At 44.1% G+C, this 26,267-nt stretch carries 22 protein-coding genes and 3 tRNA genes; 8 read left to right on the forward strand and 17 right to left on the reverse strand.

The features are described 5' to 3' along the window. The first annotated feature begins 46 nt into the window (after positions 1 to 46). A tRNA-Asn gene (locus NJD71_RS03690) sits at positions 47 to 122 on the forward strand. Positions 123 to 311: 189 nt separating this feature from the next. Here the strand turns inward: NJD71_RS03690 and NJD71_RS03695 are convergent. The 6 genes from NJD71_RS03695 to NJD71_RS03720 all read right to left on the reverse strand — a co-directional run bounded on the left by NJD71_RS03695 (position 312) and on the right by NJD71_RS03720 (position 4,488). Continuing rightward, the gene (locus NJD71_RS03695) at positions 312 to 878 is read right to left on the reverse strand and encodes a DUF411 domain-containing protein (RefSeq protein ID WP_319050668.1); all 567 of its coding nucleotides are present in this window, start codon (positions 876 to 878) and stop codon (positions 312 to 314) included. Between the two features lie 174 nt (positions 879 to 1,052). Then, positions 1,053 to 2,360: an arsenic transporter gene (locus tag NJD71_RS03700; protein WP_442967644.1), complete on the reverse strand. Its 1,308-nt coding sequence runs from the start codon at positions 2,358 to 2,360 to the stop codon at positions 1,053 to 1,055. 50 nt (positions 2,361 to 2,410) lie between these two features. Continuing rightward, complete coding sequence (gene arsH, locus NJD71_RS03705; RefSeq protein WP_319050602.1) at positions 2,411 to 3,136, reverse strand: arsenical resistance protein ArsH; 726 nt, start codon at positions 3,134 to 3,136, stop codon at positions 2,411 to 2,413. Positions 3,137 to 3,152: 16 nt separating this feature from the next. Next, on the reverse strand, positions 3,153 to 3,560 hold the full coding sequence (arsC, locus tag NJD71_RS03710; protein ID WP_319050603.1) for an arsenate reductase (glutaredoxin): 408 nt from the start codon (positions 3,558 to 3,560) through the stop codon (positions 3,153 to 3,155). A 78-nt stretch (positions 3,561 to 3,638) separates the two neighbouring features. After that, the gene (locus NJD71_RS03715; protein ID WP_319050604.1) at positions 3,639 to 4,001 is read right to left on the reverse strand and encodes an ArsR/SmtB family transcription factor; all 363 of its coding nucleotides are present in this window, start codon (positions 3,999 to 4,001) and stop codon (positions 3,639 to 3,641) included. Positions 4,002 to 4,224: 223 nt separating this feature from the next. After that, positions 4,225 to 4,488 carry a YrhK family protein gene (locus tag NJD71_RS03720; RefSeq protein ID WP_319050605.1) on the reverse strand — a complete coding sequence of 88 codons (264 nt, stop codon included), beginning with the start codon at positions 4,486 to 4,488 and terminating at the stop codon, positions 4,225 to 4,227. Positions 4,489 to 4,864: 376 nt separating this feature from the next. Between NJD71_RS03720 and NJD71_RS03725 the strand changes: the two genes are divergently transcribed. Next, the gene (locus tag NJD71_RS03725) at positions 4,865 to 6,214 is read left to right on the forward strand and encodes an MBL fold metallo-hydrolase (protein WP_319050606.1); all 1,350 of its coding nucleotides are present in this window, start codon (positions 4,865 to 4,867) and stop codon (positions 6,212 to 6,214) included. A gap of 351 nt (positions 6,215 to 6,565) precedes the next feature. Here the strand turns inward: NJD71_RS03725 and NJD71_RS03730 are convergent. The 4 genes from NJD71_RS03730 to msrB form a co-directional block, all read right to left on the reverse strand. After that, positions 6,566 to 6,642, reverse strand: a tRNA-Asp gene (locus tag NJD71_RS03730). A gap of 52 nt (positions 6,643 to 6,694) precedes the next feature. After that, positions 6,695 to 6,770, reverse strand: a tRNA-Val gene (locus NJD71_RS03735). 223 nt (positions 6,771 to 6,993) lie between these two features. Next, the gene (locus tag NJD71_RS03740; protein WP_319050607.1) at positions 6,994 to 7,479 is read right to left on the reverse strand and encodes a glutathione peroxidase; all 486 of its coding nucleotides are present in this window, start codon (positions 7,477 to 7,479) and stop codon (positions 6,994 to 6,996) included. A gap of 135 nt (positions 7,480 to 7,614) precedes the next feature. After that, positions 7,615 to 8,040, reverse strand: coding sequence for a peptide-methionine (R)-S-oxide reductase MsrB (msrB, locus tag NJD71_RS03745; RefSeq protein ID WP_319050608.1), 426 nt, complete (start codon positions 8,038 to 8,040; stop codon positions 7,615 to 7,617). A gap of 430 nt (positions 8,041 to 8,470) precedes the next feature. On the opposite strand from msrB, the gene NJD71_RS03750 reads away from it, so the two are divergent. Then, positions 8,471 to 10,144 (forward strand): aminotransferase class I/II-fold pyridoxal phosphate-dependent enzyme, encoded by a 1,674-nt coding sequence (locus NJD71_RS03750; protein WP_319050609.1) that lies wholly within the window; start codon positions 8,471 to 8,473, stop codon positions 10,142 to 10,144. Between the two features lie 109 nt (positions 10,145 to 10,253). On the opposite strand, the gene NJD71_RS03755 is transcribed toward NJD71_RS03750, so the two are convergent. Next, entirely contained in the window at positions 10,254 to 11,861 is a 1,608-nt protein-coding gene (locus tag NJD71_RS03755) for an inorganic phosphate transporter (protein WP_319050610.1), read from the reverse strand. Between the two features lie 773 nt (positions 11,862 to 12,634). Continuing rightward, positions 12,635 to 14,305: an ATPase gene (locus NJD71_RS03760; RefSeq protein ID WP_319050611.1), complete on the reverse strand. Its 1,671-nt coding sequence runs from the start codon at positions 14,303 to 14,305 to the stop codon at positions 12,635 to 12,637. A 475-nt stretch (positions 14,306 to 14,780) separates the two neighbouring features. Here NJD71_RS03760 and NJD71_RS03765 point away from each other — a divergent pair, with 475 nt between their 5' ends. From NJD71_RS03765 to NJD71_RS03785, 5 genes are all read left to right on the forward strand, one after another. Further along, complete coding sequence (locus NJD71_RS03765) at positions 14,781 to 15,485, forward strand: FFLEELY motif protein (protein WP_319050612.1); 705 nt, start codon at positions 14,781 to 14,783, stop codon at positions 15,483 to 15,485. An 80-nt stretch (positions 15,486 to 15,565) separates the two neighbouring features. Then, the gene (gene ubiE / locus NJD71_RS03770) at positions 15,566 to 16,666 is read left to right on the forward strand and encodes a bifunctional demethylmenaquinone methyltransferase/2-methoxy-6-polyprenyl-1,4-benzoquinol methylase UbiE (RefSeq protein WP_319050613.1); all 1,101 of its coding nucleotides are present in this window, start codon (positions 15,566 to 15,568) and stop codon (positions 16,664 to 16,666) included. Between the two features lie 89 nt (positions 16,667 to 16,755). Next, positions 16,756 to 17,460, forward strand: coding sequence for a ubiquinone biosynthesis accessory factor UbiJ (locus tag NJD71_RS03775; RefSeq protein WP_319050614.1), 705 nt, complete (start codon positions 16,756 to 16,758; stop codon positions 17,458 to 17,460). Positions 17,461 to 17,751: 291 nt separating this feature from the next. Then, complete coding sequence (locus tag NJD71_RS03780; RefSeq protein ID WP_319050615.1) at positions 17,752 to 19,410, forward strand: ABC1 kinase family protein; 1,659 nt, start codon at positions 17,752 to 17,754, stop codon at positions 19,408 to 19,410. A 96-nt stretch (positions 19,411 to 19,506) separates the two neighbouring features. Further along, entirely contained in the window at positions 19,507 to 20,934 is a 1,428-nt protein-coding gene (locus tag NJD71_RS03785) for an FAD-binding oxidoreductase (protein ID WP_319050616.1), read from the forward strand. Positions 20,935 to 21,032: 98 nt separating this feature from the next. Here NJD71_RS03785 and ruvB read toward each other — a convergent pair whose 3' ends face one another. The 5 genes from ruvB to NJD71_RS03810 all read right to left on the reverse strand — a co-directional run bounded on the left by ruvB (position 21,033) and on the right by NJD71_RS03810 (position 26,218). After that, positions 21,033 to 22,013: a Holliday junction branch migration DNA helicase RuvB gene (gene ruvB, locus NJD71_RS03790; protein WP_319050670.1), complete on the reverse strand. Its 981-nt coding sequence runs from the start codon at positions 22,011 to 22,013 to the stop codon at positions 21,033 to 21,035. Positions 22,014 to 22,184: 171 nt separating this feature from the next. Then, positions 22,185 to 22,805 (reverse strand): Holliday junction branch migration protein RuvA, encoded by a 621-nt coding sequence (gene ruvA, locus NJD71_RS03795; RefSeq protein WP_319050617.1) that lies wholly within the window; start codon positions 22,803 to 22,805, stop codon positions 22,185 to 22,187. 81 nt (positions 22,806 to 22,886) lie between these two features. Continuing rightward, complete coding sequence (gene fba / locus NJD71_RS03800; RefSeq protein ID WP_319050618.1) at positions 22,887 to 23,924, reverse strand: class II fructose-bisphosphate aldolase; 1,038 nt, start codon at positions 23,922 to 23,924, stop codon at positions 22,887 to 22,889. Positions 23,925 to 24,362: 438 nt separating this feature from the next. Then, positions 24,363 to 24,749: a hypothetical protein gene (locus tag NJD71_RS03805; protein WP_319050619.1), complete on the reverse strand. Its 387-nt coding sequence runs from the start codon at positions 24,747 to 24,749 to the stop codon at positions 24,363 to 24,365. Positions 24,750 to 25,003: 254 nt separating this feature from the next. Next, positions 25,004 to 26,218: a phosphoglycerate kinase gene (locus NJD71_RS03810; protein ID WP_319050620.1), complete on the reverse strand. Its 1,215-nt coding sequence runs from the start codon at positions 26,216 to 26,218 to the stop codon at positions 25,004 to 25,006. Positions 26,219 to 26,267: the final 49 nt, after the last annotated feature.

Raw genomic sequence — 26,267 nt, forward strand, 5'->3', positions numbered from 1 at the left:
GAGACTTCTAAGGCTCGTTGTAAGCGATCAAATACTTACAGCCTATTCTCCAATAGCTCAGTTGGTAGAGCAACGGACTGTTAATCCGTGTGTCCCTGGTTCGAGCCCAGGTTGGAGAGCCACATTTTAGTAGTAAACCTTTTGAGTCACTATAGATTCAATTATGGCATTTGCCAAAACCCCCATCAGTTTGATGGGGGTTTTTTTATGGCTATAATATGAAGGAAACTCTGCACTTATTCTAACTCTTCGATCAGCGCCTGCATTTCTTTTATCTCACGTTTTTGGGCTTCAATAATATCATCGGCAAATTATAGCTGCTGAGCGATGGACTCAATATCTGCATATACTTGATTTATACCGTCCTTATTCATTTGCATAATTTGATAAGGCGAGAACTGGTCTTGATACTCCATACCTGGGCTACCGACTGGCATACCAGGTACAGCGAGCCCAATAGCTTGCTCTGGTGGGTTCTGTAAAAACTCTGCCACATACTTCGCCGGGACATGACCTTCAAAGATGTAGCCATCGGTCGTCACTGCCGTGTGACAAGAACGCATCTCATTAGGAACGCTATAGCGGTCTTTAATCAATGACAAATCAGCTGGGTGCTGGGCTGTCGAGACTAGCCCGTGCGTCTGTGCATGATCTATCCACTCTTTACAGCAACCACAGTTGGCATCTTTGTAGACGGTTGCAGATACATTCTTCAAAATACCAGTCTGGCTTGCTTGTGTCGCTGCTGTAGACTCTACTACCGCTTCAACGTTTGCATCTTTACTGGTATTGACACTTACCTCATCAGTATTATCAGACTGTGCGCATGCCGACAATAGAAGCGCAGTAACCAATACAGCTGCCCCGCGGATTGGCATTAGCAAATACTGACGAGGTTTGAGGATGGTGTTCACAGTAAGCATTGTCATTTTATACCCTCATTTTAGGTAAAACACGGATTGCATGGAGACCTTATCATGCCCAAACAAAGCTGATCATCGATACATTTATCAAATTGGCGTTCTAGTAAAGCGGGCTTGCTAATGCTTTGATTAGCTTGACAGCATAGGCAACCAAACAACCAAAGCTAACAATGTTACGAGTAGCACAGGAGGCGTAATCAACAAGCCTATTTTTATATACTGTCCCCAGCTGATTTTATAGTCTTTTTCTGCCAGTACATGCAACCATAATAAAGTGGCAAGACTACCAATCGGTGTAAACTTGGGGCCCAAATCATTGCCGATCACATTGGCATAAATCATCAGCTCTCGCGTCGCTGCGGGCACTTGAGCCTGATCAATCGCTAGCGCGCCGACCAAAGTCGCTGGCATATTATTCATGATAGACGCGATAATAGCAGATAAAAACCCAGTTCCTACTGTGGCAATGACTGCGCCCTGCTCTCCCAACCAATTAAGGATTTGTGCGCCATATGCAGTGAGACCTGCATTACCTAAACCATAAACCACCAAATACATACCAATGGAGAATAACACGATTTGCCAAGGTGCATTACGTAACACCTCACTCACAGAAACGACTGCACTGCGCCCGCCTTGCCACAAGCGACCAGCAATGGCCATCAAAACAAGGGCGGCCGCACCAGTGACAAGTGAAATCGGCAGCCCTAACGGTTCAGTCGCAAAATAGGCAAGAAGCAGCAAGCTCAATAACGGAAATGCAGCCCGAAACACCAATGGATCTGTAATAGCAGACTCTGGAGCACTTAAGTTATCAACTGGATAGCGCTTAGGGATATGACGCGCGTAAACAACCCATAGTACCAGTAGTGTCGCCAATACAGACACGATATTGACGGGTACCATGACCGCCGCATAACGACCAAACCCAATATCGAAATAATTGGCACTGACGATATTAACCAAGTTTGACGTAACCAAGGGCAGACTTGCCGTATCAGCGATAAAGCCTGTTGCGATGATAAATGCCAAAGCTGACGGCGGCGAAAAATTCAAACGCAGCAAGATAGCAATCACAATGGGTGTTAGTAATAGCGCTGCCCCGTCATTGGCAAAAAATGCAGAAATAAAGGCGCCAAGCACGACAATCATCGGAAATAGCAAGCGCCCTTGACCATTACCTAGCCTTGCCACATGTAGTGCCGCCCAGCCAAAAAACCCTGCCCGATCTAGGATAAGCGAGATGATAATCAGCGCCACAAAAGTAAAGGTTGCATCCCAAACAATATCCCAAACAATACCGACATCTGATAGCTGCACCACACCGAACACCAACGCGACAAGCGCGCCACCCATAGCGCTCCAGCCGATACCCAATCCTTTAGGCTGCCATATAACCAATACTAAAGTAACCACAAAAATAGCAAATGCAAGCATGATGCAACCTTACTTAAGCTGACTTTGTTCAGCCGATTTTTTATAAAAGACTAGATCGATTTTTGATTAACGCGATTTGATACTTGCTCAGCACTTTCAACGCGTTCTGAATAGCGATCGGTAAGGTATGCTGAGCGTCCGCGTGTGAGCCAAGTAAATTTCACCAGCTCTTCACAGACGTCAACCAGACGCAGGTATAAAGGCGACATATCCATACGATTGTCATCGTTGAACTCTAAGAACGCTTTAGGGATCGAAGATTGATTAGGGATAGTAATCATCCGCATCCAGCGTCCGAGAATACGCATTTGATTGACCGTATTAAAGCTCTGACTACCACCACTGACTTGCATCAGCGCTAGTGTTTTACCCTGAGTGGGTCGCACGCCACCTAGTGACAATGGTATCCAGTCGATTTGTGCTTTCATGATACTAGTGATACTGCCATGGCGCTCTGGACTCACCCACAGCATGCCTTCAGACCACTGTGCCAGCTCCCGCAATTCTTGCACTTTTGGGTGGTCCGAATCTACATCGTCAGGCAACGGCAAACCAGATGGGTCAAACATCTGCACTTCACAACCATACCAACGTAGCAACCGGCTCGACTCTTCAGCAGCTAATCTAGAGAATGAGCGCGCGCGGACAGAGCCGTACAACACCAGTATTTTGGGTGGGTGACGTGAATCATTTGGTGCAATAAGAGACTTAATATCGATAGGCTGTAGATTATCGATATCAATATTGGGCAAGTCATCAATATTAGAGGTCGTCATAGATGGCTGCGTAGCCTTAGCGTTTACCATGAGAGACAACCTCGCCATCTTCTTTGGTAAAGCTGCTTATTGGGTTATCTAACAGCTCAAAAACTCGCTCTGAAGGACGACATAAAGCTGCGCCCTTTTCGGTTACTACGATAGGACGGTTGATTAAGATAGGATGCGCGATCATCGCATCGATAATGTGATCGTCAGAGAGTTCAGGATTATCTAGCCCTAGCTCATCATTGATAGCTTCTTTGCTTCTTAATAGTTCTCTCGGAGAGATTTGCATTTGCGCTAATAGCTCAACCAAACGATCGCGCGTCGGTGTATTTTTTAGATACTCCACTACTTCTGGCGTTTCGCCTGATGCCTTAATAATAGCGAGGGTATTACGAGAGGTACCGCAATTAGGGTTATGAAAAATCAATGGCTTCATAGTGATATTACCTATTAAGTGTGTGTCTTTTAAGTGAAAGGCGTTTAAGTGAGTGCCGTTATTGAATGGATAATAGGTTTAATGATGGCTTTGTTCGGCAGACGCATCCATTCGGCAGCCACTCAAACTATCCATAAGTGAGGCGCACAGCTCTGGATGCCCTGCACAGCAGTCTTGGAGTAAGAATTGAATGACGCTGTCCATATGGGAGAGTGATGCTCGATAAATGATTTGCCGACTGTGTCGTTGAGAGACTACCCAGCCTGCTCGTGCTAGCACCGCTAGATGAGCTGACATCGTATTGTGCGGCACACCAAGCTGACGGGCTATTTCGCCCGCAGGGAGACCTTCAGGCTCGTGGCTGACCAGCAGCTTAAAAGCCTTTAATCGAGTATCTTGAGAGAGCGCAGCAAAGCTTGCAATAGCATTAGTTATTTCCATATGTCCAATAATACAGACATATTAAAAATAGTTCAATGTTTTTTGAACGAGGTTTTCATTTCTTAGAGGTATCAGGCATTATTCATCATGGCATGATAAATCAAACCAACGCACCTTAGTAATGCACCACAAGCATTAGCAATTATCAGTTTCAGAAGTAAGACTGGATAGGAAATAATTTGATGCTACGGCTTGATATAGTATTACCTACCTTGGCAACTTATTATTTTTTTGCGCGTTTAAATACCCTACCAACATGAATCAAGCTAATTAGCTTAATTAGCGGTTTGATAAGTAGTTGTGCGCTGCCAAGGATGAATAGCCATGTACCGTCCGTCGTCAACGATTCTTTCAAAAAGAAAAAGCTACCAATCAAAAACCAAACAGCAATGAGTAAATCATTCACTGCACCCAAAGCGTCATATCGTCGCTGTATGACAATATGCTCTTGCCCAACATCAACATCTAATGCCTTGTGGTCACTCAAAATTTATCCTTTACTTGCATGTATTTGAGTCATAGATATATCAATTGGCCAGCATCTCTGTCAACAAGCTACTGTAAAAAACCTACTAAATAAGACGTCTGTTTTTAACTTCACTAACTAACGTTCAATAACTTTATTACATTTATAGAATTTTTAAACCTGAAAACAGCATACATGAGACGCTAAATATCGATCCAAAAAATCGCTGTTTATTGGATGAATACCTATATAAATATAAAGTTAATATATGTTATTGTATATTGATAGATATTAAGAAAATCTCAGTGAGTAAGAATTCAATCAGACAAATCAATGTAACTAGTAAGATGCTACTGGCAAAAATCTCATTTGACATAATTATAATAAGGAAAAGACCATGCTATTAGAAAAAATTAAAACACCTGGACTGTCTCACCTATCCTATTTGGTAGGCTCTGGTGGTAAGGCAGCGGTGATTGATCCGCGTCGTGACTGCGCGATATATGTAGAAAAAGCGCGTGCAGCAGGGCTTGAAATCACACATATTTTTGAGACGCATCGTAATGAGGATTTGGTCTCTGGCGCCCCTATTTTAGCAGCCTTGACAGGGGCTATCGTCTTGCACGGACCAAACCCAGAACAACCTATTGTCTACGCTCAGACAGCACGTAATGGTGATTGCTTCATCATCGGTCAACTTGAAATCCATGCTCTGGAGACTCCTGGCCATACCGATGATCATCTGGCTTATGCACTGTTTGATACCGCATATCCAGACAAAGCCGTCGGCGTCTTTACAGGCGATGCACTATTCGTCGGTGATGTGGGCCGTACCGATTTCTATCCTGATCGTCGCAGGGAAGTGGCAGGTCTACTTTATGACTCGTTACAAGACATTCTAGCACTTGGAGATCAGGCCATTATATATCCCGCTCACGGTGCTGGTTCAGTATGTGGCTCAGGTATGGCGGAGCGTGAGTTTTCTACTGTTGGTCATGAACGAATGAATAACCCGCGTTTGCAGATTACTGATCGTGAGGCATTTATTGACTTTAAGACTAACGAAAACCATTATCAACCGCCCTACTTTAGGTTGATGGAGCGTCTCAACATGGAGGGCGGTGAAGCACCTCCTACTGTTATGCGTCCTCGTAGCCTCTCGCTCAAGCAGCTGCATGACTGCGGTGCCGATCATCTCATCGATATTCGTGAGCCAATGGCCTATGCATCCGGACACCTGCCTGAATCGATGAGCTTACCTGTCAATATGCTACCTGCATTTGCTGGGTGGTTTATTGAGGAAGGACAAAGCTTGGCACTGATTGCTTCTGATGAAGAGCAACTAGCGACTGCAATGGAGCATCTGGTACGCATTGCTTTTGATAATATTGTCGGGGGCTATGTGGGTGTCGTTCCTGCTGCTGCCCAAGGCGCGCGGATGCAGCGAACCCCTATGATTGACACCTCTGAAGTAAAAAATCGTCTGGACAATGCTCAGAACTGGACTTTGCTAGATGTACGTGATATCGACGAGAGAAACGATAGTGCGATTGAAGGCTCACAGCATATCTATGTTGGTCATCTGAACAAGCGTTGGCGTGAGCTCGACCAGAGTCGCCACTATACCTTGATGTGTGCCAGCGGAGCTCGAGCAACGATAGCAGCAGGATGGCTTGCTAGTCGAGGTTTTGAGCATATTGATATCTATCTAGGATCAATGGGCGCATGGCAAGCAACGCGTGACTAACCCTCTATCTGTAGCTAGAGCCTATAATGAGCCAAACGTGTCATAAATTATAGATAATACACTTTAAGCAAAGCTCCTTTAAAACGCTGTATCTAAAATAAATATGATGACCCTTCTTTTATTCAATACAAGACTGATGTAAAAGAAGGGTTCACGCTCTAGCTGACCTTTAATTGATATGACTTAACTACATATAAATTATAATTCTAGATTATAACTCTTACTATATTTTCTTATCTGACTTATAACTCATAAAACATAGATAAAAACACAGGCACAAAAAAACCCCAAACAACCTAATGTTTGAGGCGAAACTTGCTTAAACTCGAAAGTCTAAATTCGTTTTAAATATGGCGCAGCGGACGGGACTCGAACCCGCGACCCCCGGCGTGACAGGCCGGTATTCTAACCAACTGAACTACCGCTGCTTAGGTCGTCTTAGCTTCTTGCTCTTGTTTAAGGAGCCCACTTGCTAAGAAGTGGTGGGTGATGACGGATTCGAACCGCCGACATTCTGCGTGTAAGGCAGACGCTCTACCAACTGAGCTAATCACCCTTCGAACAATTGCGATGCAATTTATTCAACATCAACTGAGCTCTAAGTTTGTCACTAAGCTCTGCTGCTGTGGGTGTGTATTATATAGATTTATACATGGGTGTCAAACGCTATTTTCTACTTTTTGAGATATTTTTGACGTTTTTATCCAAATATTTAGCAAGCATATGTTTTTGTTGATTTTATATTTTTCCAAAAAATCAAAGTTTTTGGGATATGCCATTTATTTATTCGCTAGTGTCTGCTCAATATCACTTTTGATTGCTTCTGGCTTAGTCGTTGGGGCATAGCGGTCAATAACTTGCCCTTGACTATCGATCAAAAACTTCGTGAAGTTCCATTTGATACCGTCGGTTAGCACACCACCTTTCTGATCTTTGAGCCATTCGTAGATAGGATGAGCATCTGCGCCGTTGACATCGGTTTTTGCCATCATAGGGAAGCTGACGCCATAGTTCTTTTGGCAAAACGCGCCAATCTCATCATTACTGCCTGGGTCTTGGCTACCAAATTGATTACAAGGAAAGCCGACAACCACCAGCCCTTGATCCTTGTACTGTTGATATAATGATTCCAACCCTTCGAACTGCGGCGTAAAACCACATTTGCTTGCCGTATTAACGATTAGCAATACGTTGTCTTTATAATCAGAAAATGCTTGCGAGCTACCGTCCATACGCTCAGCGGTAAAATCATAAATAGTACTCATTATTCATCCTTAAATTGAGGTTTGGTTATTTTTGGTGTTGGTTCAAAAGCTTTATCTTCTTAATGATATGAATAGTAAAAAATATTGAAAAGGAAGCACTTTGTACTTCCTACTCACACTGCTAATAATAAAACCCTACTTCTCAGACTTATCTAAATCAATAGATACTGAGTTGATGCAGTAGCGCATACCTGTCGTCTCAGTAGGTCCATCTGGGAATACGTGACCCAAATGGGCACCGCAGTTGCTGCAGGTGACTTCTGTGCGAGTCATACCGAGCGAGTTGTCAACGTGCTCGTCAATCGCGCTGTTGTCGATACCTTGATCAAAACTTGGCCAACCGCAGCTAGCATCAAACTTGCTGCTCGAATCAAACAAGCTAGCACCGCAGCCCTTACAGCGATAGACGCCATCATCAGTTGCGTCGTTGTACACACCTGTGAATGGACGCTCCGTACCTTTCTCACGCATCACGTGGTATTCATCAGCACTTAGACGCTCTTTCCAGTCAGCTTCAGTCAGTTGGCTAATCTCTTCTTTGCTTAATTGATTATCTTGCATAATTTATCCTTATTCGAGTATTTATTGTCTAATCTCGATAACTGTTTTATCGCCATATAATTATGAAAACGATGTGCCCTATCTGTTGGTTATTGCCTCACTATTCAAGGTATAAACAAAGGGAGTGCTGCTAATATTACGAGATACGTAGCATTGCTAATGAGATTGATTAAGCAAAATATAGCAAATTACCTCTACATAATAATGGGTAAAGATGTAATTTTGATACGTCTAACGCCTATTATTTTTATACAAACATTCCTAATCGAAGAGTTGTTTATAGCTAATGCAAGTATAACTTGCATATAAGATTATTTGTTTAAAACTATTTGCAAAACACTTTTGAATGCAATAATATCTTGCATTAGTATTAAGTAAAAACACGTATCTCAGGTTATGAGTCTACTAATCAATGAAGGTTCCAACAACAATGTCTGATGATAAGAATAAAAGCACGCAAGCAGAACGGTTGGTCCAGTTGCGACATGACAAAGGGTTCACCGCTGAACAATTGGCACAAGCCATGACAGCTGCTGGTGCCAAGGTCAGTCGCGGCGCTATCTCAAACTGGGAACGTGGCACCAATGGCATCGTCTCATCAAAGCTGCCCACACTTGCCCGTATTTTGGGGTGTAGCGAAGGCTACCTGCTACGCGGAGAGCTAAAGGGCGAGCGCACTGACAACGATGAATCAACTGTATCTACAAAACAGATTACGCAAGATACAGATGCCGACATAGCTACTGAAATAGCTACTGACATAAATGCGACGTCACATAATCAAATAAATACCAAAACAGACACTATTCAACCTGCTATGTCTTCTCATACTGGCAAACACACACACACTCATTCGACGAACGGTCACGCTATGAACACCATCAAAAAATCTGACAAACTGCAGAACGTCTGCTACGACATTCGTGGCCCACTATTACAGACTGCCAATAAAATGGAGGCTGAAGGCAAGCGCATATTGAAGCTTAATGTCGGTAATCCAGCACCGTTTGGTTTAGAAGCGCCCCATGAAATTTTGCGTGATGTTGCCATGAACCTATCTGAAGCTACTGGCTACTCAGACTCACAAGGCATCTTCTCAGCGCGCAAAGCCATCTTGCAGTACTACCAATCTAAAGGACTGCTGTCAGCGGTGGATGTGCGTGACGTTTATCTAGGTAACGGGGTCTCTGAGCTGATTGTGATGACCATGCAGGCGCTGATGAATGATGGCGATGAGGTACTGATTCCGATGCCAGACTATCCGCTTTGGACAGCGGCTGCTAACCTCGCTGGTGGCACCGCTGTACACTATCGCTGTAACGAAGAAGACAACTGGCACCCTGATATCGAAGATATCAAATCTAAAATTACCAGCAAGACAAAAGGCATCGTGGTTATCAACCCCAACAATCCAACAGGTTCCCTGTATAGCGATGAGCTACTAAAACAGATTATTGAGGTTGCCAAAGAGTACAATTTGATCATCATGGCAGATGAGATTTATGATCGTATTCTTTATGATGATCACGTGCACACCCCTATGAGCACCTTAACCGATGAAGTACTGGTGCTCTCATACAATGGCTTGTCAAAATCACACCGTATTGCAGGGTTTCGCTCAGGCTGGATGATGGTATCTGGTCGCAAGCAGCACGCTACTGACTTCATTGAAGGCTTGGATATGTTAGCCTCCATGCGCCTTTGTTCTAATGTTCAGGGACAGTATGCGATCCAAACCGCTATGGGTGGTCACCAAAGTATGCAAGAGCTAACCTCTGAAAAAGGTCGCCTATATAAGCAGCGCGAAATGGCGGTCTCACGTCTTAACGCAATTAAAGGTATTTCTTGTACCATGCCCCAAGGCGCATTTTATTGTTTTCCAAAAATGGATCCAGAGGTCTACCCTATCAACGACGACATGAACTTTATGATGGACTTACTGGTCGAAGAAAACGTATTGATGGTGCAAGGAACAGGGTTTAATTGGGACAAACCGGATCATTTCCGCTTGGTATTTTTACCTAACCTGCACGACTTAGAAAACGCGATGGATAGACTGGATCGGTTTTTTGCAAAAAAACGCCAACAGTTCGGTACCGATTAAACATACAGTTAGTAAACGAAACAAAAAAACGCTTATTAGCATGAGGCTAATAAGCGTTTTTTGTTGTTCTGAGTATGGTCGCAATCTAAATATCGCGACAAAGCACATACTAAAAGATGTTTTTCAAAACAATATAGCTGATCGCTGATAGTCCAGCAGCAACTGGCAAGGTGATTACCCATGCAAGACCAATTGGCTTCATTAGCGCCCAATTCGTATCTCTATTGACGATACCAATACCAAGTACAGCACCTACCAAAGTATGCGTACTAGATACCGGTAGACCTAAGGTTGATGCACCCATAACAACCGCAGCAGCAGCAAGCTCTGCTGAGAATCCTGACGCAGGATGCATTTTTGCTAGATTGGTACCAACCGTTTGAATCACTTCTTTACCGATGAACCAAAGACCTACGATCAACGCAACACCAAAAGTCAGCATAACAGCTGGCGGTACTGCTGCTTGTGAGGCAATCTCATTGGTACGGATAACGTCCATGATGGCAGCAAAAGGACCAACCGCATTAGCGATATCGTTTGAACCATGACTAAAGGCAAAGGCTGATGCGGTAAATACCTGCATCCAGCTGAACATAATAAAAGTAGCCTTGGTCAGATCTTCTTTGTGCTTACCGCGAATACTCTTGGTGTAGATAAAGGTCGCCAGCCAAACAAGGGCTGCAATCATACCCATGATCAAGAAACCCTGCAGCGTGGTCAGATTACTATTAACGTTTTTAAGACCTTTAAACACGACCAAAGAAGTCATGACTGCGCCGCCCAATGCAGCAATAATAGGCACCCATTGCTTAAGCGCTTTTAGCGTATCAAGATTACTACGCTCGTTTTCGATTTCATAAAGCTCTTTGTAGTAATCAGTTTCTAAGTCTGTGACGACACAATCATCATCTTTATAGATTTCTTGATCACGTAGCATCGCTGAGGTATAAGCCAGCTGTTCTGACTCTGTCAAACCATCCAAAAACTCTTTATGATTTTGCTTTAGTACCTTTTTATTGGCTTTTAGCTCACCGATATGGGCTTCTGTTTGATCATTATACGCAATGATATTTTTCTTAATGAGACCATATAGGATATATGCTAATACACCACCTAGCAGCGGTGATAGAACCCAAGAAATAGCGATGGTACCAACCGTACCCCAATCTACGGTAGATAGTGCAGTAGCGCTACCACCCAAATCGAATCCTAGAACGATAGAACTACCAATGACACCGCCGATAATAGAATGGGTCGTCGATACTGGTAGCCCCCTGCGTGTGGCAAATAGCAGCCAAAATGCAGCGGCGATCAATGCTGAGAGCATGACATAAATAAACTGATTGGGTGTGACTGTCAAACCATCTAAGTCGACAATACCTTTACGAATGGTATCGGTAACCTCACCACCTGCCAATACCGCACCAGAAACTTCAAATATCGCGGCTACCCCTAGCGCTTGGGGAATGGTTAGCGTTCCTGCCCCTACCGAAGTACCGAAGGAATTGGCAACATCGTTACCACCGATGTTGAATGCCATAAAGACACCAAACGCGGTTGCCACAATGAACAGCGTCGTTTGCTGACGCATGGTGTAATCTAAACCCCACCACAAAAAGTAGACGGTCATCGCAATTAATAGAATGGCAAAAAATAGATTTACTTTCATAGAGCCGACTGGTTGAGTTGGCTCTGTAGAACTGTTGCTAATACCCATACGTTGATACGTCCTGCGTAAGCTGATTGAAATTATATGCGATTAGGACATTGCGTAGCATTTAAGCAGATGATGGTAATCTGCATTTCGACTGCTTGATATGTGCGCAATGTGTTTTCTAAACAGTGAACTTAAAATAATGAACTTTTAACATGCTATTGCTGCCGTAATCCTAAATCTATCGTTGCTTTTGCACGTCTGATTTAGGTCGATAATAGTAGGTCAACAAGAAATACTCCCTACCAAAAACACATCACTCCATATATCACAAAGCCGCAAGGTATAGTGCTCAATCATTCGATTACAGCATCTCGCGGCTTACAACTCTGATAGTGGTACTGTTTTTATTTATCTCTAGTACGGCAGTAATATTGGTTGAATCTCTGCCCTAATCATAAAATATTCGTTTACTAGGAGACTTTATGACATAACAGAGGTAATTTTGCCCCTATTATATTAAATATAATCACATAATGCATAATGATATTGCAAGATTTGTAACTGGGAATGTGTACGTTTGATGTCACTCTTTCTCGATGACAGATTGGATTGAGTATGTTTTGTTCCATTAGCCTATTAATGGGTAACTTGTAGGCGCTATCAACAGTGAGCTGTCAGTATAAACCACTGTCAAAAATTACTATTCAAAGCATGACCATCACAGGCCTAACTATTAAAGTCCAGACACTAAAGCGCAGACATTGGAGCCAAGTTATGAAAACCAAAACATCAAAACTCTAATAGTGAAACCTAATCATTAAAAATTAGTCATTTTATTCAGCTACTGCCGATAGCTGCTCAATCGCATGATCTAACACATCCAAACGTGCTTGGCGTTTTTCATTGGTGGCAATAACACACCATGGCGCTGTTGCTGTGTCTGTACGTGCCAGCATATCCGCGGCAGACTGCACATAATCAGACCACTTATCACGGTTGCGCCAGTCATCATCAGTCAGCTTAAATTGCTTGTGCGGTGTGTCTTTACGATCCTCAAAACGTTCAAGCTGCTCTTTTTTGTCAATAGCCAACCAGTATTTGATAACCAACGTTCCTGCAGCTGCCAAATCTGACTCAAAACGGTTGATTTCATCATACGCGCGCTGCCATTCGTCATTGGTTGCAAACCCTTCAATACGCTCAACCAATACGCGCCCATACCAAGTGCGATCAAAAATAGCGATACGACTGATACGATTGGTTTGCTCAGCAGGCAATCTGGTCCAGAACCGCCATAAGTAAGGATGCTGGGTCTCGTATAACATCGGTGCGCCAATATTATAAACTTGATACTCACGTGGATCGAGCGCTGCCACTAGTCTCTTAATCGCACCGCCTTTTCCAGCGGCATCCATGCCCTCAAAAGCAAAGACGATATGGCGACCTTTGCGCGCACGTAATAGCTCAGCAAGACGCGCTTGCTTCTCTGCCAGTGCTTCGCGGTAGTCAGACTTACTGATTTTTGAGTCGTCTATATCGGTCAGTTTCTTAGGTATCTTGACGGGCTTAAAGGGCTTTTTATCAGCATTTGACTGAGACTTTTTCTTCTTAGATTGAGATTTTTCAGCTTTTGGATCACTTTTGCGACTACTTACCAGCGAGGCTTGCATGGCATGCAAGACTTCATGACAGAAGTTATCAGCGGCTACAGACTTGTCGTCGCCATCGATAATAATCCAATCACCTTGCTGTTCGAGTAGCGTCGCTGCCACCTCATTAAATGTTTCGATGACTTTTTTACTGTTCCAGTCTATTTGATACAAGAACTGCGGATCCGCTTCATTATCTTTCAAACGACTTTGCAACGTGTCAGCGTCAACATGAAACCAGCATTTCAATACTCTGGTATGATTGGCCACAAGATCTTGTTCAAACGCTTTTAACACTTTTAATTGCTGCTGTAGATAGTCTTGCCATTGAGCAATAGGCAGTGCGTCTGTGTCGATACTATTATTCATTAACTGAGCATTCGTAGACTGATCTTGGTCACTTTTATCATCCGATGGGGCCAATCGCATGATGTTGTATAGCAAGTCAGCATACCAATTACCAAAATACACCATCACATCACCATGGCGCGGCATATCACTCGTATGGGCTTGCCAAATAGGCTGATAGCTTAGTGGTGCCTGACCAATGGTTGCTTCAACCTTGAGTAGTCTTGGATCAACCCACTGTCTGAGCTGCTTAACTGATGTGCCCTTACCTGCCTGCTCCATCCCATTGACAAGCACCAATAGTCCTGTTGGTTTGTTGGTGGTTTGCTGACGCGTGGCTCTTAGTGCATATTGCGCTGTCACTAGCGCCAGTCTCAGCGCATCCTCATCCATAGAGAACTGACTCAAAGGATTGGGCGTTAGGCGCTGCTCGACGACTTGCTCACTAAATTGTGCACTCACCGCTTGTAGTGACGCAGGTTCAGTAGTATCATTTTTTTGGGACATGATTGGACTCGCTTTTATTTATAGTAACTGTATTTTTGGTAGCTATATTCTTAGTAACTTTGTCTTTATTAAATGACGTTTTTGCTGATCTTTATTATTGCTCGGTCATTTTGTTGTCAGATAATATCAAAACCTTTGACCAAGAAGCCTGTCATGAAGAAGCTGTTAATTAAAAAGCTATGCGTTAAGAAGATTTCCGCTAAGTGCTTCTGCATACAGCGGATATTGCTAGCAAAACGTTCTTTCAACTGTCTTTTCGGCTATTTTTATCTCACTTAATCATAGCACCACGTCAATCGAGTAAATAATAGTGCTATGTAACAGTTTGGCATTTGTATTCTTATTTATTTTCTTTTAAGGTGAACACAATTTTTAGTGCTTGTTAACATAGATACTCAAACACTCACTACATCAAATCAACATACCTACTTTTTATAATTTTAAAATATTATTTACCTCTATAGGATTTACTGCCATGGCCGCTTTAGCTGATCTACAACAGCACTTGAACCGTTTTTGGGCACTACCTCATCATCAGGATGAGCAATTGAGCATTAAGCTCAAAGAAGTACAAACATGGCAGCAAGCACGCATACGTCATACTCATCGCGCACTGTTTGAACAGCCAAAAAACCAGCTAATGGCAGATTATTTTTTGACCCAGTTATATGGGGGTGATGAATTCAAGGTGTTGGCTGAACAGCTAGCACGTATATTGCCAAAAGCCAAAAAACTAGAACGTCTTGCCAAAGAGTCTGCGTTAGAAGCTGGTAGCATGGGTATTCAAGCCGCGATTTTAGCCATTGAGCTAGATTTGCACTTAGCACAGTGGCTGCTCGATCAAGACTTGCCTGTGAACGAAGACAATATGCTGGCCGCTTACCGTGCTGTGGACGAAGAGGCAGAGCGCCGAGTACAGATTGCCAATCTAAAAGAAGTCTGTTATCGCACGGACAAACACTTAAACTCATTCATGTTAAAAAAAGCGTTTGGCTTAGCAAAGACCACAGCATATCGTCACGGTTATCAACCGCTTTATGACTTTATTGATACCGGCTTTAAAGCGATGAAACCTCTTAAGAGTGTCAGCGACTTTATTGAGCCGTTTTGTAAGCGTGAACTACTGATCGTCGATGATGTGCATAATAGCGATAAGCCAGTAGGGTTTGGTGTATCATAGAACACATAATTTAGAGTTCAATCAGCTCTTATAATACATTAGGCTGTATATAGTCTAATAAAAAACGATAGGGAAACACGATGACCGATACTTCAAACAATAACAGTGCCCATATTGACCATACCACACCTACCAATAGTCACCTGCAAAACAAACTGGTAGAGGACAGTATCGCTCATAATCAGCAGATCAGCGCACAAATACTGCGTGCCCAAACAGCGGCATCTAATGCAGATAACAGCAATGCTGCTCATGATAGCAACAATGACTTTACCAAAGTTCAAGATCTACCAACCGGAACGCCGCAAGGCCAGCAAACGACTATGCCAGACAGCAATGAGAGTAGCAGCGCTAATAACAGTACCGCACAAACAAGCAAGCAAGCACTATTTAACCAACGCGATGACATCAACAATCCGCATACCCCAGATACTGATGGCGACGAGCCAACGCATTTTGGGTACAAGACCGTTAATAAAGCTGAAAAGCAAGCACGCGTGGCTGATGTTTTTACGTCTGTCGCCAAAAAATATGACATCATGAATGACTTGATGTCATTTGGCATTCATCGTCTATGGAAGCGCTATGCTATTAGCCTATCAGGGGTTCGTGCAGGTCAACATGTATTAGATATCGCTGGCGGTACGGGCGATTTGGCTAAAGTGTTTAGCCGTGAAGTCGGTAGAAACGGTCATGTTGTATTATCAGATATCAACGCTGCTATGTTAGAGGTGGGCCGTGAACGTCTGATCAATGCTGGCTGTAATAATGTTGATTTTGTATTGGCAAATGCTGAGACATTGGCACCGTTTGATGATGAGAGCTTTGATTTAGTGACCATTAGCTTTGGTCTACGTAATGTCACAGACAAAGATGCAGCGCTAAAAGCCATGTACCGCGTCCTAAAGCCAGGTGGTCGTTTGTTAATTTTGGAATTCTCAAAGCCCGTGTTTGAGCCATTATCAAAAGCCTATGATTTGTATTCGTTTACCGCCCTGCCAGTCATGGGCAAACTGATTGCTAATGATTCTGAGAGCTATCAATACTTAGCTGAATCGATCCGTATGCACCCTGATCAGCAGACCTTAAAGCAAATGATGCAACAAGCTGGCTTTGAAAATTGTGATTATCACAACTTGACTGCTGGTATCGTGGCTGTGCACCGCGGCTTTAAGGCGTAGAGCACAACTGGCAGTACCCTATTGAACTGACGTTAATACTTAATATTTTATGCGCTAATCAAGCGCTCACTTAACGATGCGAGAGCCTTATGCTGACTGTCTTACTATTGGCTGGTGCCGAAAAGCTGATTAATATTGCGATTGCGAGTGACGAGATTACCAAAGCAGGTTTGGCACCACTTGCGGGTAAAGTATTGCGTCTCAATATGGGTATGCCTGATATTGATTTAGATGTCCTGTTCTCTCATGATCGCTTGCGTTTTGAGCCGGTCATGACTGAAAGTGTGTTTGAGCCAAGTGGCCAGATGAGTGAGCGTCAAAAAGCCAATATGGAGCGCGCACGTTTTGGTCATAGCCGACCAGACTGTACCATCACTGTAGACAATCCTGCGCAGCTGCTCAATCTGATGCGCGGCGCTGAAGGTAACTTACCAATCGCTGGTGATTACAAAGTACTAATGCAGCTAAAGCAGCTGGTGGCAGGCTTTGATCCCGATGTAGCAGGTCAGCTTGAGCCACTGATTGGTAAACCGATGGCCAGTCAATTACATCTTCTCATCTCTCAGCTCAAAGGTACCTGGCGTCACAATGCCAAACGTGCTTTTGACGATGTTAGTGATTGGGCTAATGATGTCGCCGGTAATAGCACACCTGACCCTGTTGAAGTCGCTGAAGCCAATGACCTCAAACAGCAACTGTTGAAGCTGCGTGCTGATGTCGAACGTGAACAAGCCAAGCTTGCTGCTATCAAAGAAGAGCAAGCCCGTTTCCTCAACAATTCTTTTCATCAATAGTTCGTTTTATTAGGGCGTGTTATCATTTAGATAGCGAGGCTTAGAATGAGATAAACTGCAATCAAACAAGGAAAAAATTGCAGAGAATATCGACATATTCACAAAATTTTTGACGATATTTGGCAAAATTTAGCCGTTTTAAGACCGCTAAATGATTTAACGCGCTAATTGATAACATGCCCTAGTAGCGTATTTAATTCATGTTAAGTAAATACTATTGCTGATAGTACGTGCTTAGTATGAAACACAGCGCCTACCCTATTTTCGTTTTTGTCCAGAGTACCCAATCCCATGCTACTATCCCATCATGCCCGACTACGTGAGCTTTGGCGTATCGCCGCGATGTATCGTCTTGATACACACCTGCCTCTTGAAGACGCACCGCAGCTACAACCATTAGCACGCTTAATTCGTACGCACCGTGCTGCGTGGGGTAAAAAGCACCAGCCAAATGCAATCAAGTACGCGCTTGAAGATATGGGTACGCTATTCCTAAAATTGGGGCAGCTGCTCTCAACGCGTCGCGACTTGGTACCACCTGAGATTATTGCTCAATTAGTACAGCTACAAGATAAAGTTAAACCGTTTGATGTAGATATTGCTATCGCCCAAATTGAGCATCCAAAACAGGGTCTTGGGCAGCCTATTGACACACTGTTTGCTCGTTTCGACATAAAGCCACTAGCAGCAGCGTCTATTGCACAAGTCCATACGGCGGCCTTGCATGACGGACGTGAAGTCGTCGTAAAAGTCGTGCGTCCTGATATTCGTACTGTGATTGTCTCTGATTTTGAATTGCTACGAGAACTGGCAAGTTGGGCATCTGCACGTATCGAGGCGGCGCGTGCCGTTCATATCATCGATATTGTCGAAGACTATCGACAGGTGATGCTCAATGAGCTGGATTTGACGCTTGAGGCGGACAATACCACGCAGATGCGCAACAACTTCTTGGGTTCAGCATTGATGTATGTGCCTGAAGTCTATGATGCTGCCAAAAACGTGATGGTCATGGAGCGTATCCAAGGGGTTCCTATCTCACAAGTTGAGGTTTTTGATCAGTTGGGTTATGACCGTGCCGCGCTTGCAGAAAAAGGCTTAACGATATTTTTTACCCAAGTCTTTCGTGATAACTTTTTTCATGCTGATATGCATCCAGGTAATGTCTTCGTAGAAACACCGCCTGTGCAAACACTACATGCAGATATGGCAGCGGTCGATTTGGGTCATCAGCCACGCTATATCGGGCTTGATTGCGCCATTATGGGCACATTATCAAAAGACGATCAGCTTATCGTGGCACGTATGTTACTTGCGGTCATGAATAACAACTTTACCGCGGTCGTTGATATCGTTAGCCGTGCAGGTTGGATACCACCAAATGCGGATAAACATGCCCTAATGCGTGATATGAAACGCACTGTTGGCCCGATGCTACAAAAATCAATCAACGATATCGATTTTGCTGGTGTGCTGATGCAGATTTTAGACATTGCCCGTCGTCATCATATGAGTATACCGCCGCAGCTAATGCTCTTGCTCAAAACATTAGTTCATGTAGAGGGACTTGGTCGCGACTTGTATCCTGATCTTGATATCTGGTCACTTGCCAAGCCAATTTTGAGTAGCTGGATCAAAGAGCAGCTAGATCCTATGCGTAATCTACAACAGCTGCGCCAGCAATTGCCTGAAGTGCTACTGTCTACCACTGATATTCCAAAGCTACTTGACCAAGGGCTACAAAGCCTTGCCTCACAAGGATCACGCCAAGACAGCCAACTGCGTGAGATACAACAAATCCGTGCTGATATGCTCAATGACCGTCGCCGCGACTGGTTAGCGTTGGCAGGATTCGGGATTAGTATTGGTATTGCAACTCAAGTAGGCTGGTTTGCGCCTGTCTTTTACTTATTGGCGATTTTAGTGGTTGTGTGGCGTATTCTAATTTAGATAAAATAGAACAAATGCCTGTCATCAACTCATATCAAATGGATACTGAATATGCTAATTTGATGCCAAGCAATTGCATTGTCTATAGGAGACCTTATGTTATCACTACCATTGTCACAGACTCAAAGTACCGAAAACCCAAATCACAGCGACGCCATCGCAGCCCTACAAGAGCGCTTCGGTAAGCAGTTGAGTGTGAATTCGACAGTGCGTGAGCAGCATGGTCATACCATGACTTGGCTGGCCAATCAGCCGCCAGATGCTGTATTGACTGTACAGAACAAACAAGAGGTCGCCGCGGCAGTCGAGATTTGCAATCAGTATAAGATGCCAGTGATCGCTTTCGGTATTGGCTCATCATTAGAAGGTCAATTGAACGCCCCTTACGGTGGTCTATGCATCGATATGCATGCCATGGATGCTATTTTGCAAGTCGATAGTGACGATTTGACGGTTACCGTACAGCCTGGCGTGACGCGTGAGCAGTTGAATCATTATTTGCGCGATACAGGGTTGTTTTTTCCGATAGATCCTGGCGCCAACGCCAGTATCGGCGGCATGGTTGCCACTCGCGCCTCAGGTACCAATGCGGTACGTTATGGCACCATGAAAGATGTGGTACTCGCGCTCGAGGTGGTCACTGCGAGCGGAGATATCGTACGTACAGGCACGCGAGCCAAAAAATCTGCCGCAGGGTATGATTTAACACGGCTGATGATAGGTTCTGAGGGAACCTTAGGGATTGTTACTGAAATCACGCTGAAACTGTTTGGGATTAGTGAATGTATAGGGAGCGGTATTTGTCATTTCTCGACCATTGAAGAGGCCTGTCAGGCAGTGATGCTAACCATTCAGATGTGTCTGCCTATTGCTCGTATTGAGCTATTGGACGCCATGCAAATCAAAGCCTGTAATCAATATGCCAATCTGAATCTCACCGAGACGCCTACCCTATTTGTGGAGTTTCACGGCACAGAAGCGGGCGTTGCTGAACAAGCTCAAATCTTTACCGATATCATCAAAGAATTTGGTGGTCGTGATTTTGCTTGGGATACCAATGAAGCTGAGCGCAAACGACTGTGGCAAGCGAGGCACAATGCCTATCATGCCAGCTCCGCTCTGAGACCTGAAGCGAGTGCTTTATCCACTGATGCCTGCGTGCCCATTTCACGATTGGCGGAGTGCGTTAGCGCTACCGCAAAAGATATCGAAGACGCTGGTATGATTGGTCCTATCGTCGGTCATGTGGGTGATGGTAATTTCCATGTCTTACTCTTGGTCGATGCAGACAATCCTGAAGAAGTCGCCACCGCTGAAGGCATTATCGGACGCTTAGCCACACGCGCTATTGAGATGGATGGCACTTGTACGGGCGAACACGGTATCGGGCAAGGCAAACAAAAATATATGGATCAAGAACATGGTAACGCATTAATGCTGATGCGAGCTATCAAGTCAGCACTTGATCCCAATAATATTTTTAACCCCGGAAAGATATGGCCTGAAACGCTACCTATTTCTTAATAATCTGATAGAAATCAAAACACACATAGAGTCAAAGTAATAAACAAAAAAATGCGCCTGCTTCTAATTAAAAGCAGGCGCATTTTTAATGCTCATTGTCATAACATTTGATCAATGGCCATTTGTGTCAAAACCCGTCCGCGAGCGGTACGAAGGACATACCCTTGTTGAATCAGATAGGGCTCAATCACGTCTTCTAGCGTGCCGCGGTCTTCAGCCATTGCCGCTGCCACAGCTTCCACCCCAGCAGGACCACCATCAAAACGCTCATGCAAAATCTCGATATAGCGTCTGTCTAAATGATCAAGACCACGTCTATCTACTGCCAACATATCTAGCGCACTACCTGCAATCGCGCCATTGATGCTGCCATCACCTTTTACCTCAGCATAATCACGCACTCGGCGTAATAACCGGTTAGCAATCCGCGGCGTACCACGAGCGCGACGGGCAATCTCAATCGCACCATCTTCACTCATCGGCACACGCATGAGGCGAGCTGCTCGACTAACAATCGTTGTAAGATCAGCAATATTATAAAACTCAAGACGCTGCACAATACCAAAACGATCACGCAGCGGTGAGGTCAACAGCCCAGCTCTCGTCGTTGCTGCCACCAATGTGAATGGCGGCAAGTCAAGCTTAATAGAACGCGCAGCAGGCCCCTCGCCAATCATAATGTCCAGCTGAAAGTCCTCCATTGCTGGATACAGTATCTCCTCAATGACCGAGCTCAATCTATGAATCTCATCAATGAACAGCACATCGCCTTCCTCTAGATTGGTCAACATGGCTGCCAGATCACCTGGACGCTCAAGCACGGGTCCTGAGGTAGAGCGTAGATTGCCACCCATCTCACGAGCAATGATGTTGGCAAGAGTCGTCTTACCCAATCCTGGCGGCCCAAATATAAGTGTATGGTCTAACGCTTCGTTACGGCCACGAGCAGCACCGATGAACACTTCCATCTGTTCACGTACCACCGGCTGACCAATATACTCAGCCAATAATGCTGGTCGGATGTTGGCATCGGGTGCATCACTGGCACCCTCTAGTGGATTAATTAAGCGATCTTGCATCATAGAATTTATCGTTGTATTAAAAATATTAGGTAATAAATAGCATAACCAAACGCTGCGCATAAGTCATGCAAAACATCATTAAACAGGTGTCAAAACGAAAATAAGCGACACTCAATGTCGCTTATTTTTTTACTGCATAATGATACTGTTATCGATATCTGGTATTACTCAAAAGCCAGACAGTTGCTGCAGTGTGGCTTTTAGCAAACCTTGAGTATCAGAAAAACCATCCCCTTTACTCTTGGCTGCTTTTATCGCTAATTGCGCTTCCTTTTCTTTGTAGCCCAAACTAATCAGCGCACCCTCTACTTCAGCGATGATACTGCCTTCGTGAGAAACCGTAGTTTCTTGAGGCGTCAACTCAAACGCACCATTATCGACTTCGATAGTTTTCAGCTTATCTTTTAGCTCAATTAATAAGCGCTGAGCTGTTTTTTTGCCGATACCTGGTATACGAGTCAATGCCGTCTCCGACTCTTGCTCGACATGCATTTTGAGCTCAGCTGCTGACATTGCAGAGAGCATAGCCAATGCCATTTTTGCCCCAACGCCATTGATCTTAATCAACTGACGAAAAACATCACGCTCTTTACGATCTATGAAACCGTAAAGCAACTGCGCATCTTCGCGTACATGAAAATGCGTCCAGATGCTCGCTTGCTCATTGAGTTGTAGTTGACAAAACGACGGCAATGGCAGCTCGATATCATAACCCACACCAGAGGTTGTCATGATACAAGCCGTCGGCGCCATCAAGTACTGCACCTGTCCAGTAATCAATCCAATCATTATTTACGACCTCTTGTATGAGCGATTATAAAAATCAGCTGCCATTCATTGTATAAGCTTACCTTTTACCAGTATAGTCTACTACTGGTAAAAACCAACCATACCTTCAAGGCTAGTTGGACGGATCTTGTGCGCTTGACCTGCTGAACCAAACGCTTCAAAACGATTAGTACAGATGTCTGACATCGCGACCATAGACGCTTTGAAATATTTACGTGGATCAAATTCACTTGGGTTTTTCGCAAGGAACTCACGGATAGCGCCGGTTGATGCCAGACGTAAATCAGTATCGATATTGACTTTACGTACACCATGTTTGATCGCTTCTACGATCTGCTCAACAGGCACACCATAAGTTTCGCCGATATCACCGCCGTTTTCGTTGATGACTTTTAGCCATTCTTGTGGCACTGATGAAGAACCATGCATGACAAGGTGAGTATTAGGAATACGCGCATGAATCTCTTTTACACGCTCAATAGACAAAATATCGCCTGTCGGTGGACGTGTGAATTTGTAAGCACCATGGCTGGTACCGATAGCAATCGCTAACGCATCGACATTGGTGTCTTTTACAAACTGCTCAGCTTCGTCAGCACTAGTCAATAGCTGTTCGTGATCTAATACACCTTCAGCACCAGAACCATCTTCTTCACCAGCCATACCAGTCTCTAGACTACCTAGGCAACCAATCTCGCCCTCTACAGAGACACCACAAGCATGTGCCATTTTGACAACTTCGCGAGTAACGCTAGCATTATAATCGTAATCCATTGGCGTTTTGCCATCTTCACCAAGCGAGCCATCCATCATGACTGATGAGAAGCCAAGTTGAATTGAGCGTTGGCAGATAGCTGGTGACATACCGTGGTCTTGATGCATTACCACCGGGATATGTGGCCACTCTTCGATAGCAGCAATGATCAAATGACGCAAAAATGTCGACCCTGCATAGTTACGTGCGCCTGCACTGGCTTGAACGATGACAGGTGAATCACAAGCATCCGCAGCCATCATGATTGCACGCATCTGCTCTAAGTTATTAACGTTAAAAGCAGGAACACCATAGCTGTGTTCAGCGGCATGATCTAGAAGTTGACGTAAGGATATTAGGGCCATAAGACGCTCTCTGATTGGATTTTGAATAGTATGTTAGAAATGACGACCACTCTACTGCCTATAAGACGACATGCAGAATGATAAAACCCTAAATAATTTTGGGCGTGGTCATCACGCGGTGATTATAGCAAAAATTGTCCTGTCTTCGTAGCGGTTACCTGACTATTTGTCAGTCTGATTAGTGCATCTGCGCCAACCCCTTCTATCATACTTGTTATGAGTCATATAGGCTTGGTGGCATAGATTGAGTGACATATACCAAATCAAATATGTTAAGTCACGCTATCCATTATCCTAATAGCGCACAACGCAAAAAGCCTTGGCAATCACCAAGGCTTTTCTAATATTTCGAGGCTTATAAAGCAATGACTAATTAAAAGGATGATCTATCAGTTACTGATAATATCCAAACAGTCATCAAAGTACTTATTACTTTGCTTAGTACTGCTGTTCTGCATCAACTGCAACATCGTTAGCACCGTCAGCAACAGCGTTAGCGCCATCAGCAACAGCTTCAGCAGTATTTTCGACCGCTGTGTTAGTACCTTCAGCAATAGCATCACCAGTGTTTTCTAGAGCGTCTGTTGCAGCAGCGCCAGCATTTTGTGCAGCATCTTCTGTTTCAGCAGCAGCGTTTTGGGCAGCAGCTTCAGCTTCAGCGGCAGCAGCTTCAGCTTCAGCTTCGGCAGCTTCTGCATTCATCTCAGCATCATCTGCAGCTGATTCAACAGCAGCTTCCGTATTCTCTTCAGTTTGTTGGCTACATGCAGTAACTGCGAAAGTACCAGCAAGTACGCTAGCAAGTAACAAATGACGTTTTAACATAATAAACCTCTCGTAAATAATGCATGTCAAGATACATGGTCGCGCTATTTTATAGAGTGCGAATGAGACATGCAATAATAATTTTCAGTATATAAACAAATAATTACCGCTTGATAATGAATGACTACCGTTCTCACTTATGTAAATAAAAATAAGAAAAACAACAGTCAAAATATTATTTTCACAGACTACCTTAGATACCTACTATTAGTTGTACGTCTAATGTTACTAAACTGCTGAGTAACGTTAACTTCTTAGGCGTCAGTTTGCAGCGCTGCAACTGCTGGGAGTACCTTCCCTTCGACAAACTCTAAAAACGCGCCGCCACCTGTGGACATATAACTGACACCATCAGCAACTTGGTACTTGTCAATAGCCGCCAATGTATCACCGCCACCAGCTATAGAGAAACCATCGCTGTCTCTTACGGCAGTTGCCAGTATTTGTGTGCCTTGACCAAAAGCATCAACCTCAAAAACACCTACCGGACCATTCCACAAGATTGTCTTTGCATTAATAATGGCATCAGCAAGCTGCTCTGCGCTTTGTGGCGCGATATCCAATATCATGTCATTTTCGCCGATTGCATCAACAGACTTGATGGTTGCTGCAGCTTTCTGTAAAGAACCTGTAAAATCAGAAAAATCGATATCGCCTTTATCGGCAACAACGACATACTCCGGTAGCAAGATCTCAGTTTTGGTCATAATGTCACACGCAGTATCGAGCAAATCTGCCTCGTACAGTGAGGCGCCAACACTATGCCCTTGAGCGGCCAAGAAAGTATTGGCAATACCGCCACCAACGATAATTTGCGAACACACTTCAGCTAGACTATGTAGTACTTCTAGTTTAGTAGACACTTTTGATCCACCAACAATAGCAATCATCGGCTGTGCTGGCGTTTCTAGCGCTTGGCTTAAGGCGTCTAATTCAGCTGCCAGCAAAGGTCCTGCGCAAACGCTTTTACCTGCTTGACGCATCGCTTGGGTAACCCCTTCTGTTGATGCCTGTGCACGGTGTGCGGTACCAAAAGCATCCATGACAAAAATATCGCACAAATCAGCGTACTGCTTTGCTAAAGTTGTATCGTTTTTCTTTTCACCATCATTAAAGCGTACGTTTTCTAGTAGTACAACTTCGCCAGGTTTTGCTGCGGTACCTTGCATCAGGTAGTCACTATTAAGGCGTACTGGCGTCGATATTTTCGAGCCCAGCTTGTCTGTCAAATAGTCAGCAACTGGTGCCAATGAGTAGATGGTTTCAGGATTGCCTTCTGTTGGACGTCCTAAGTGTGAGCATACAATCACAGCAGCGCCCTTCTCTAACGCCATCTCGATAGTGGGTAAACTTGCTTGTAAGCGGGCATCACTCGTAACCTTACCGTCTTTAATGGGGACGTTTAAATCCTCTCGGATCAATACTACTTTGTCCGTTAAGTTCAGCTCACTCATACGCAAAAAATTCATTACCTGCTCCTATGTATCAACACATTTGTTAATTTACAACTGCTATCAT

The sequence above is a fragment of the Psychrobacter sp. PP-21 genome, from assembly GCF_033790785.1.
Taxonomy (GTDB): domain Bacteria; phylum Pseudomonadota; class Gammaproteobacteria; order Pseudomonadales; family Moraxellaceae; genus Psychrobacter.

Bases quoted from the DNA above. Each gene is read 5' to 3' on its own strand.
- NJD71_RS03695 (WP_319050668.1), bottom strand. From the start codon at position 878: ATGCCAATCCGCGGGGCAGCTGTATTGGTTACTGCGCTTCTATTGTCG.
- NJD71_RS03700 (WP_442967644.1), bottom strand. From the start codon at position 2,360: ATGCTTGCATTTGCTATTTTTGTGGTTACTTTAGTATTGGTTATATGG.
- arsH (WP_319050602.1), bottom strand. From the start codon at position 3,136: ATGACGACCTCTAATATTGATGACTTGCCCAATATTGATATCGATAAT.
- arsC (WP_319050603.1), bottom strand. From the start codon at position 3,560: ATGAAGCCATTGATTTTTCATAACCCTAATTGCGGTACCTCTCGTAAT.
- NJD71_RS03715 (WP_319050604.1), bottom strand. From the start codon at position 4,001: ATGGAAATAACTAATGCTATTGCAAGCTTTGCTGCGCTCTCTCAAGAT.
- NJD71_RS03725 (WP_319050606.1), top strand. From the start codon at position 4,865: ATGCTATTAGAAAAAATTAAAACACCTGGACTGTCTCACCTATCCTAT.
- NJD71_RS03740 (WP_319050607.1), bottom strand. From the start codon at position 7,479: ATGAGTACTATTTATGATTTTACCGCTGAGCGTATGGACGGTAGCTCG.
- msrB (WP_319050608.1), bottom strand. From the start codon at position 8,040: ATGCAAGATAATCAATTAAGCAAAGAAGAGATTAGCCAACTGACTGAA.
- NJD71_RS03750 (WP_319050609.1), top strand. From the start codon at position 8,471: ATGTCTGATGATAAGAATAAAAGCACGCAAGCAGAACGGTTGGTCCAG.
- NJD71_RS03755 (WP_319050610.1), bottom strand. From the start codon at position 11,861: ATGGGTATTAGCAACAGTTCTACAGAGCCAACTCAACCAGTCGGCTCT.
- NJD71_RS03760 (WP_319050611.1), bottom strand. From the start codon at position 14,305: ATGTCCCAAAAAAATGATACTACTGAACCTGCGTCACTACAAGCGGTG.
- NJD71_RS03765 (WP_319050612.1), top strand. From the start codon at position 14,781: ATGGCCGCTTTAGCTGATCTACAACAGCACTTGAACCGTTTTTGGGCA.
- ubiE (WP_319050613.1), top strand. From the start codon at position 15,566: ATGACCGATACTTCAAACAATAACAGTGCCCATATTGACCATACCACA.
- NJD71_RS03775 (WP_319050614.1), top strand. From the start codon at position 16,756: ATGCTGACTGTCTTACTATTGGCTGGTGCCGAAAAGCTGATTAATATT.
- NJD71_RS03780 (WP_319050615.1), top strand. From the start codon at position 17,752: ATGCTACTATCCCATCATGCCCGACTACGTGAGCTTTGGCGTATCGCC.
- NJD71_RS03785 (WP_319050616.1), top strand. From the start codon at position 19,507: ATGTTATCACTACCATTGTCACAGACTCAAAGTACCGAAAACCCAAAT.
- ruvB (WP_319050670.1), bottom strand. From the start codon at position 22,013: ATGCAAGATCGCTTAATTAATCCACTAGAGGGTGCCAGTGATGCACCC.
- ruvA (WP_319050617.1), bottom strand. From the start codon at position 22,805: ATGATTGGATTGATTACTGGACAGGTGCAGTACTTGATGGCGCCGACG.
- fba (WP_319050618.1), bottom strand. From the start codon at position 23,924: ATGGCCCTAATATCCTTACGTCAACTTCTAGATCATGCCGCTGAACAC.
- NJD71_RS03805 (WP_319050619.1), bottom strand. From the start codon at position 24,749: ATGTTAAAACGTCATTTGTTACTTGCTAGCGTACTTGCTGGTACTTTC.
- NJD71_RS03810 (WP_319050620.1), bottom strand. From the start codon at position 26,218: ATGAATTTTTTGCGTATGAGTGAGCTGAACTTAACGGACAAAGTAGTA.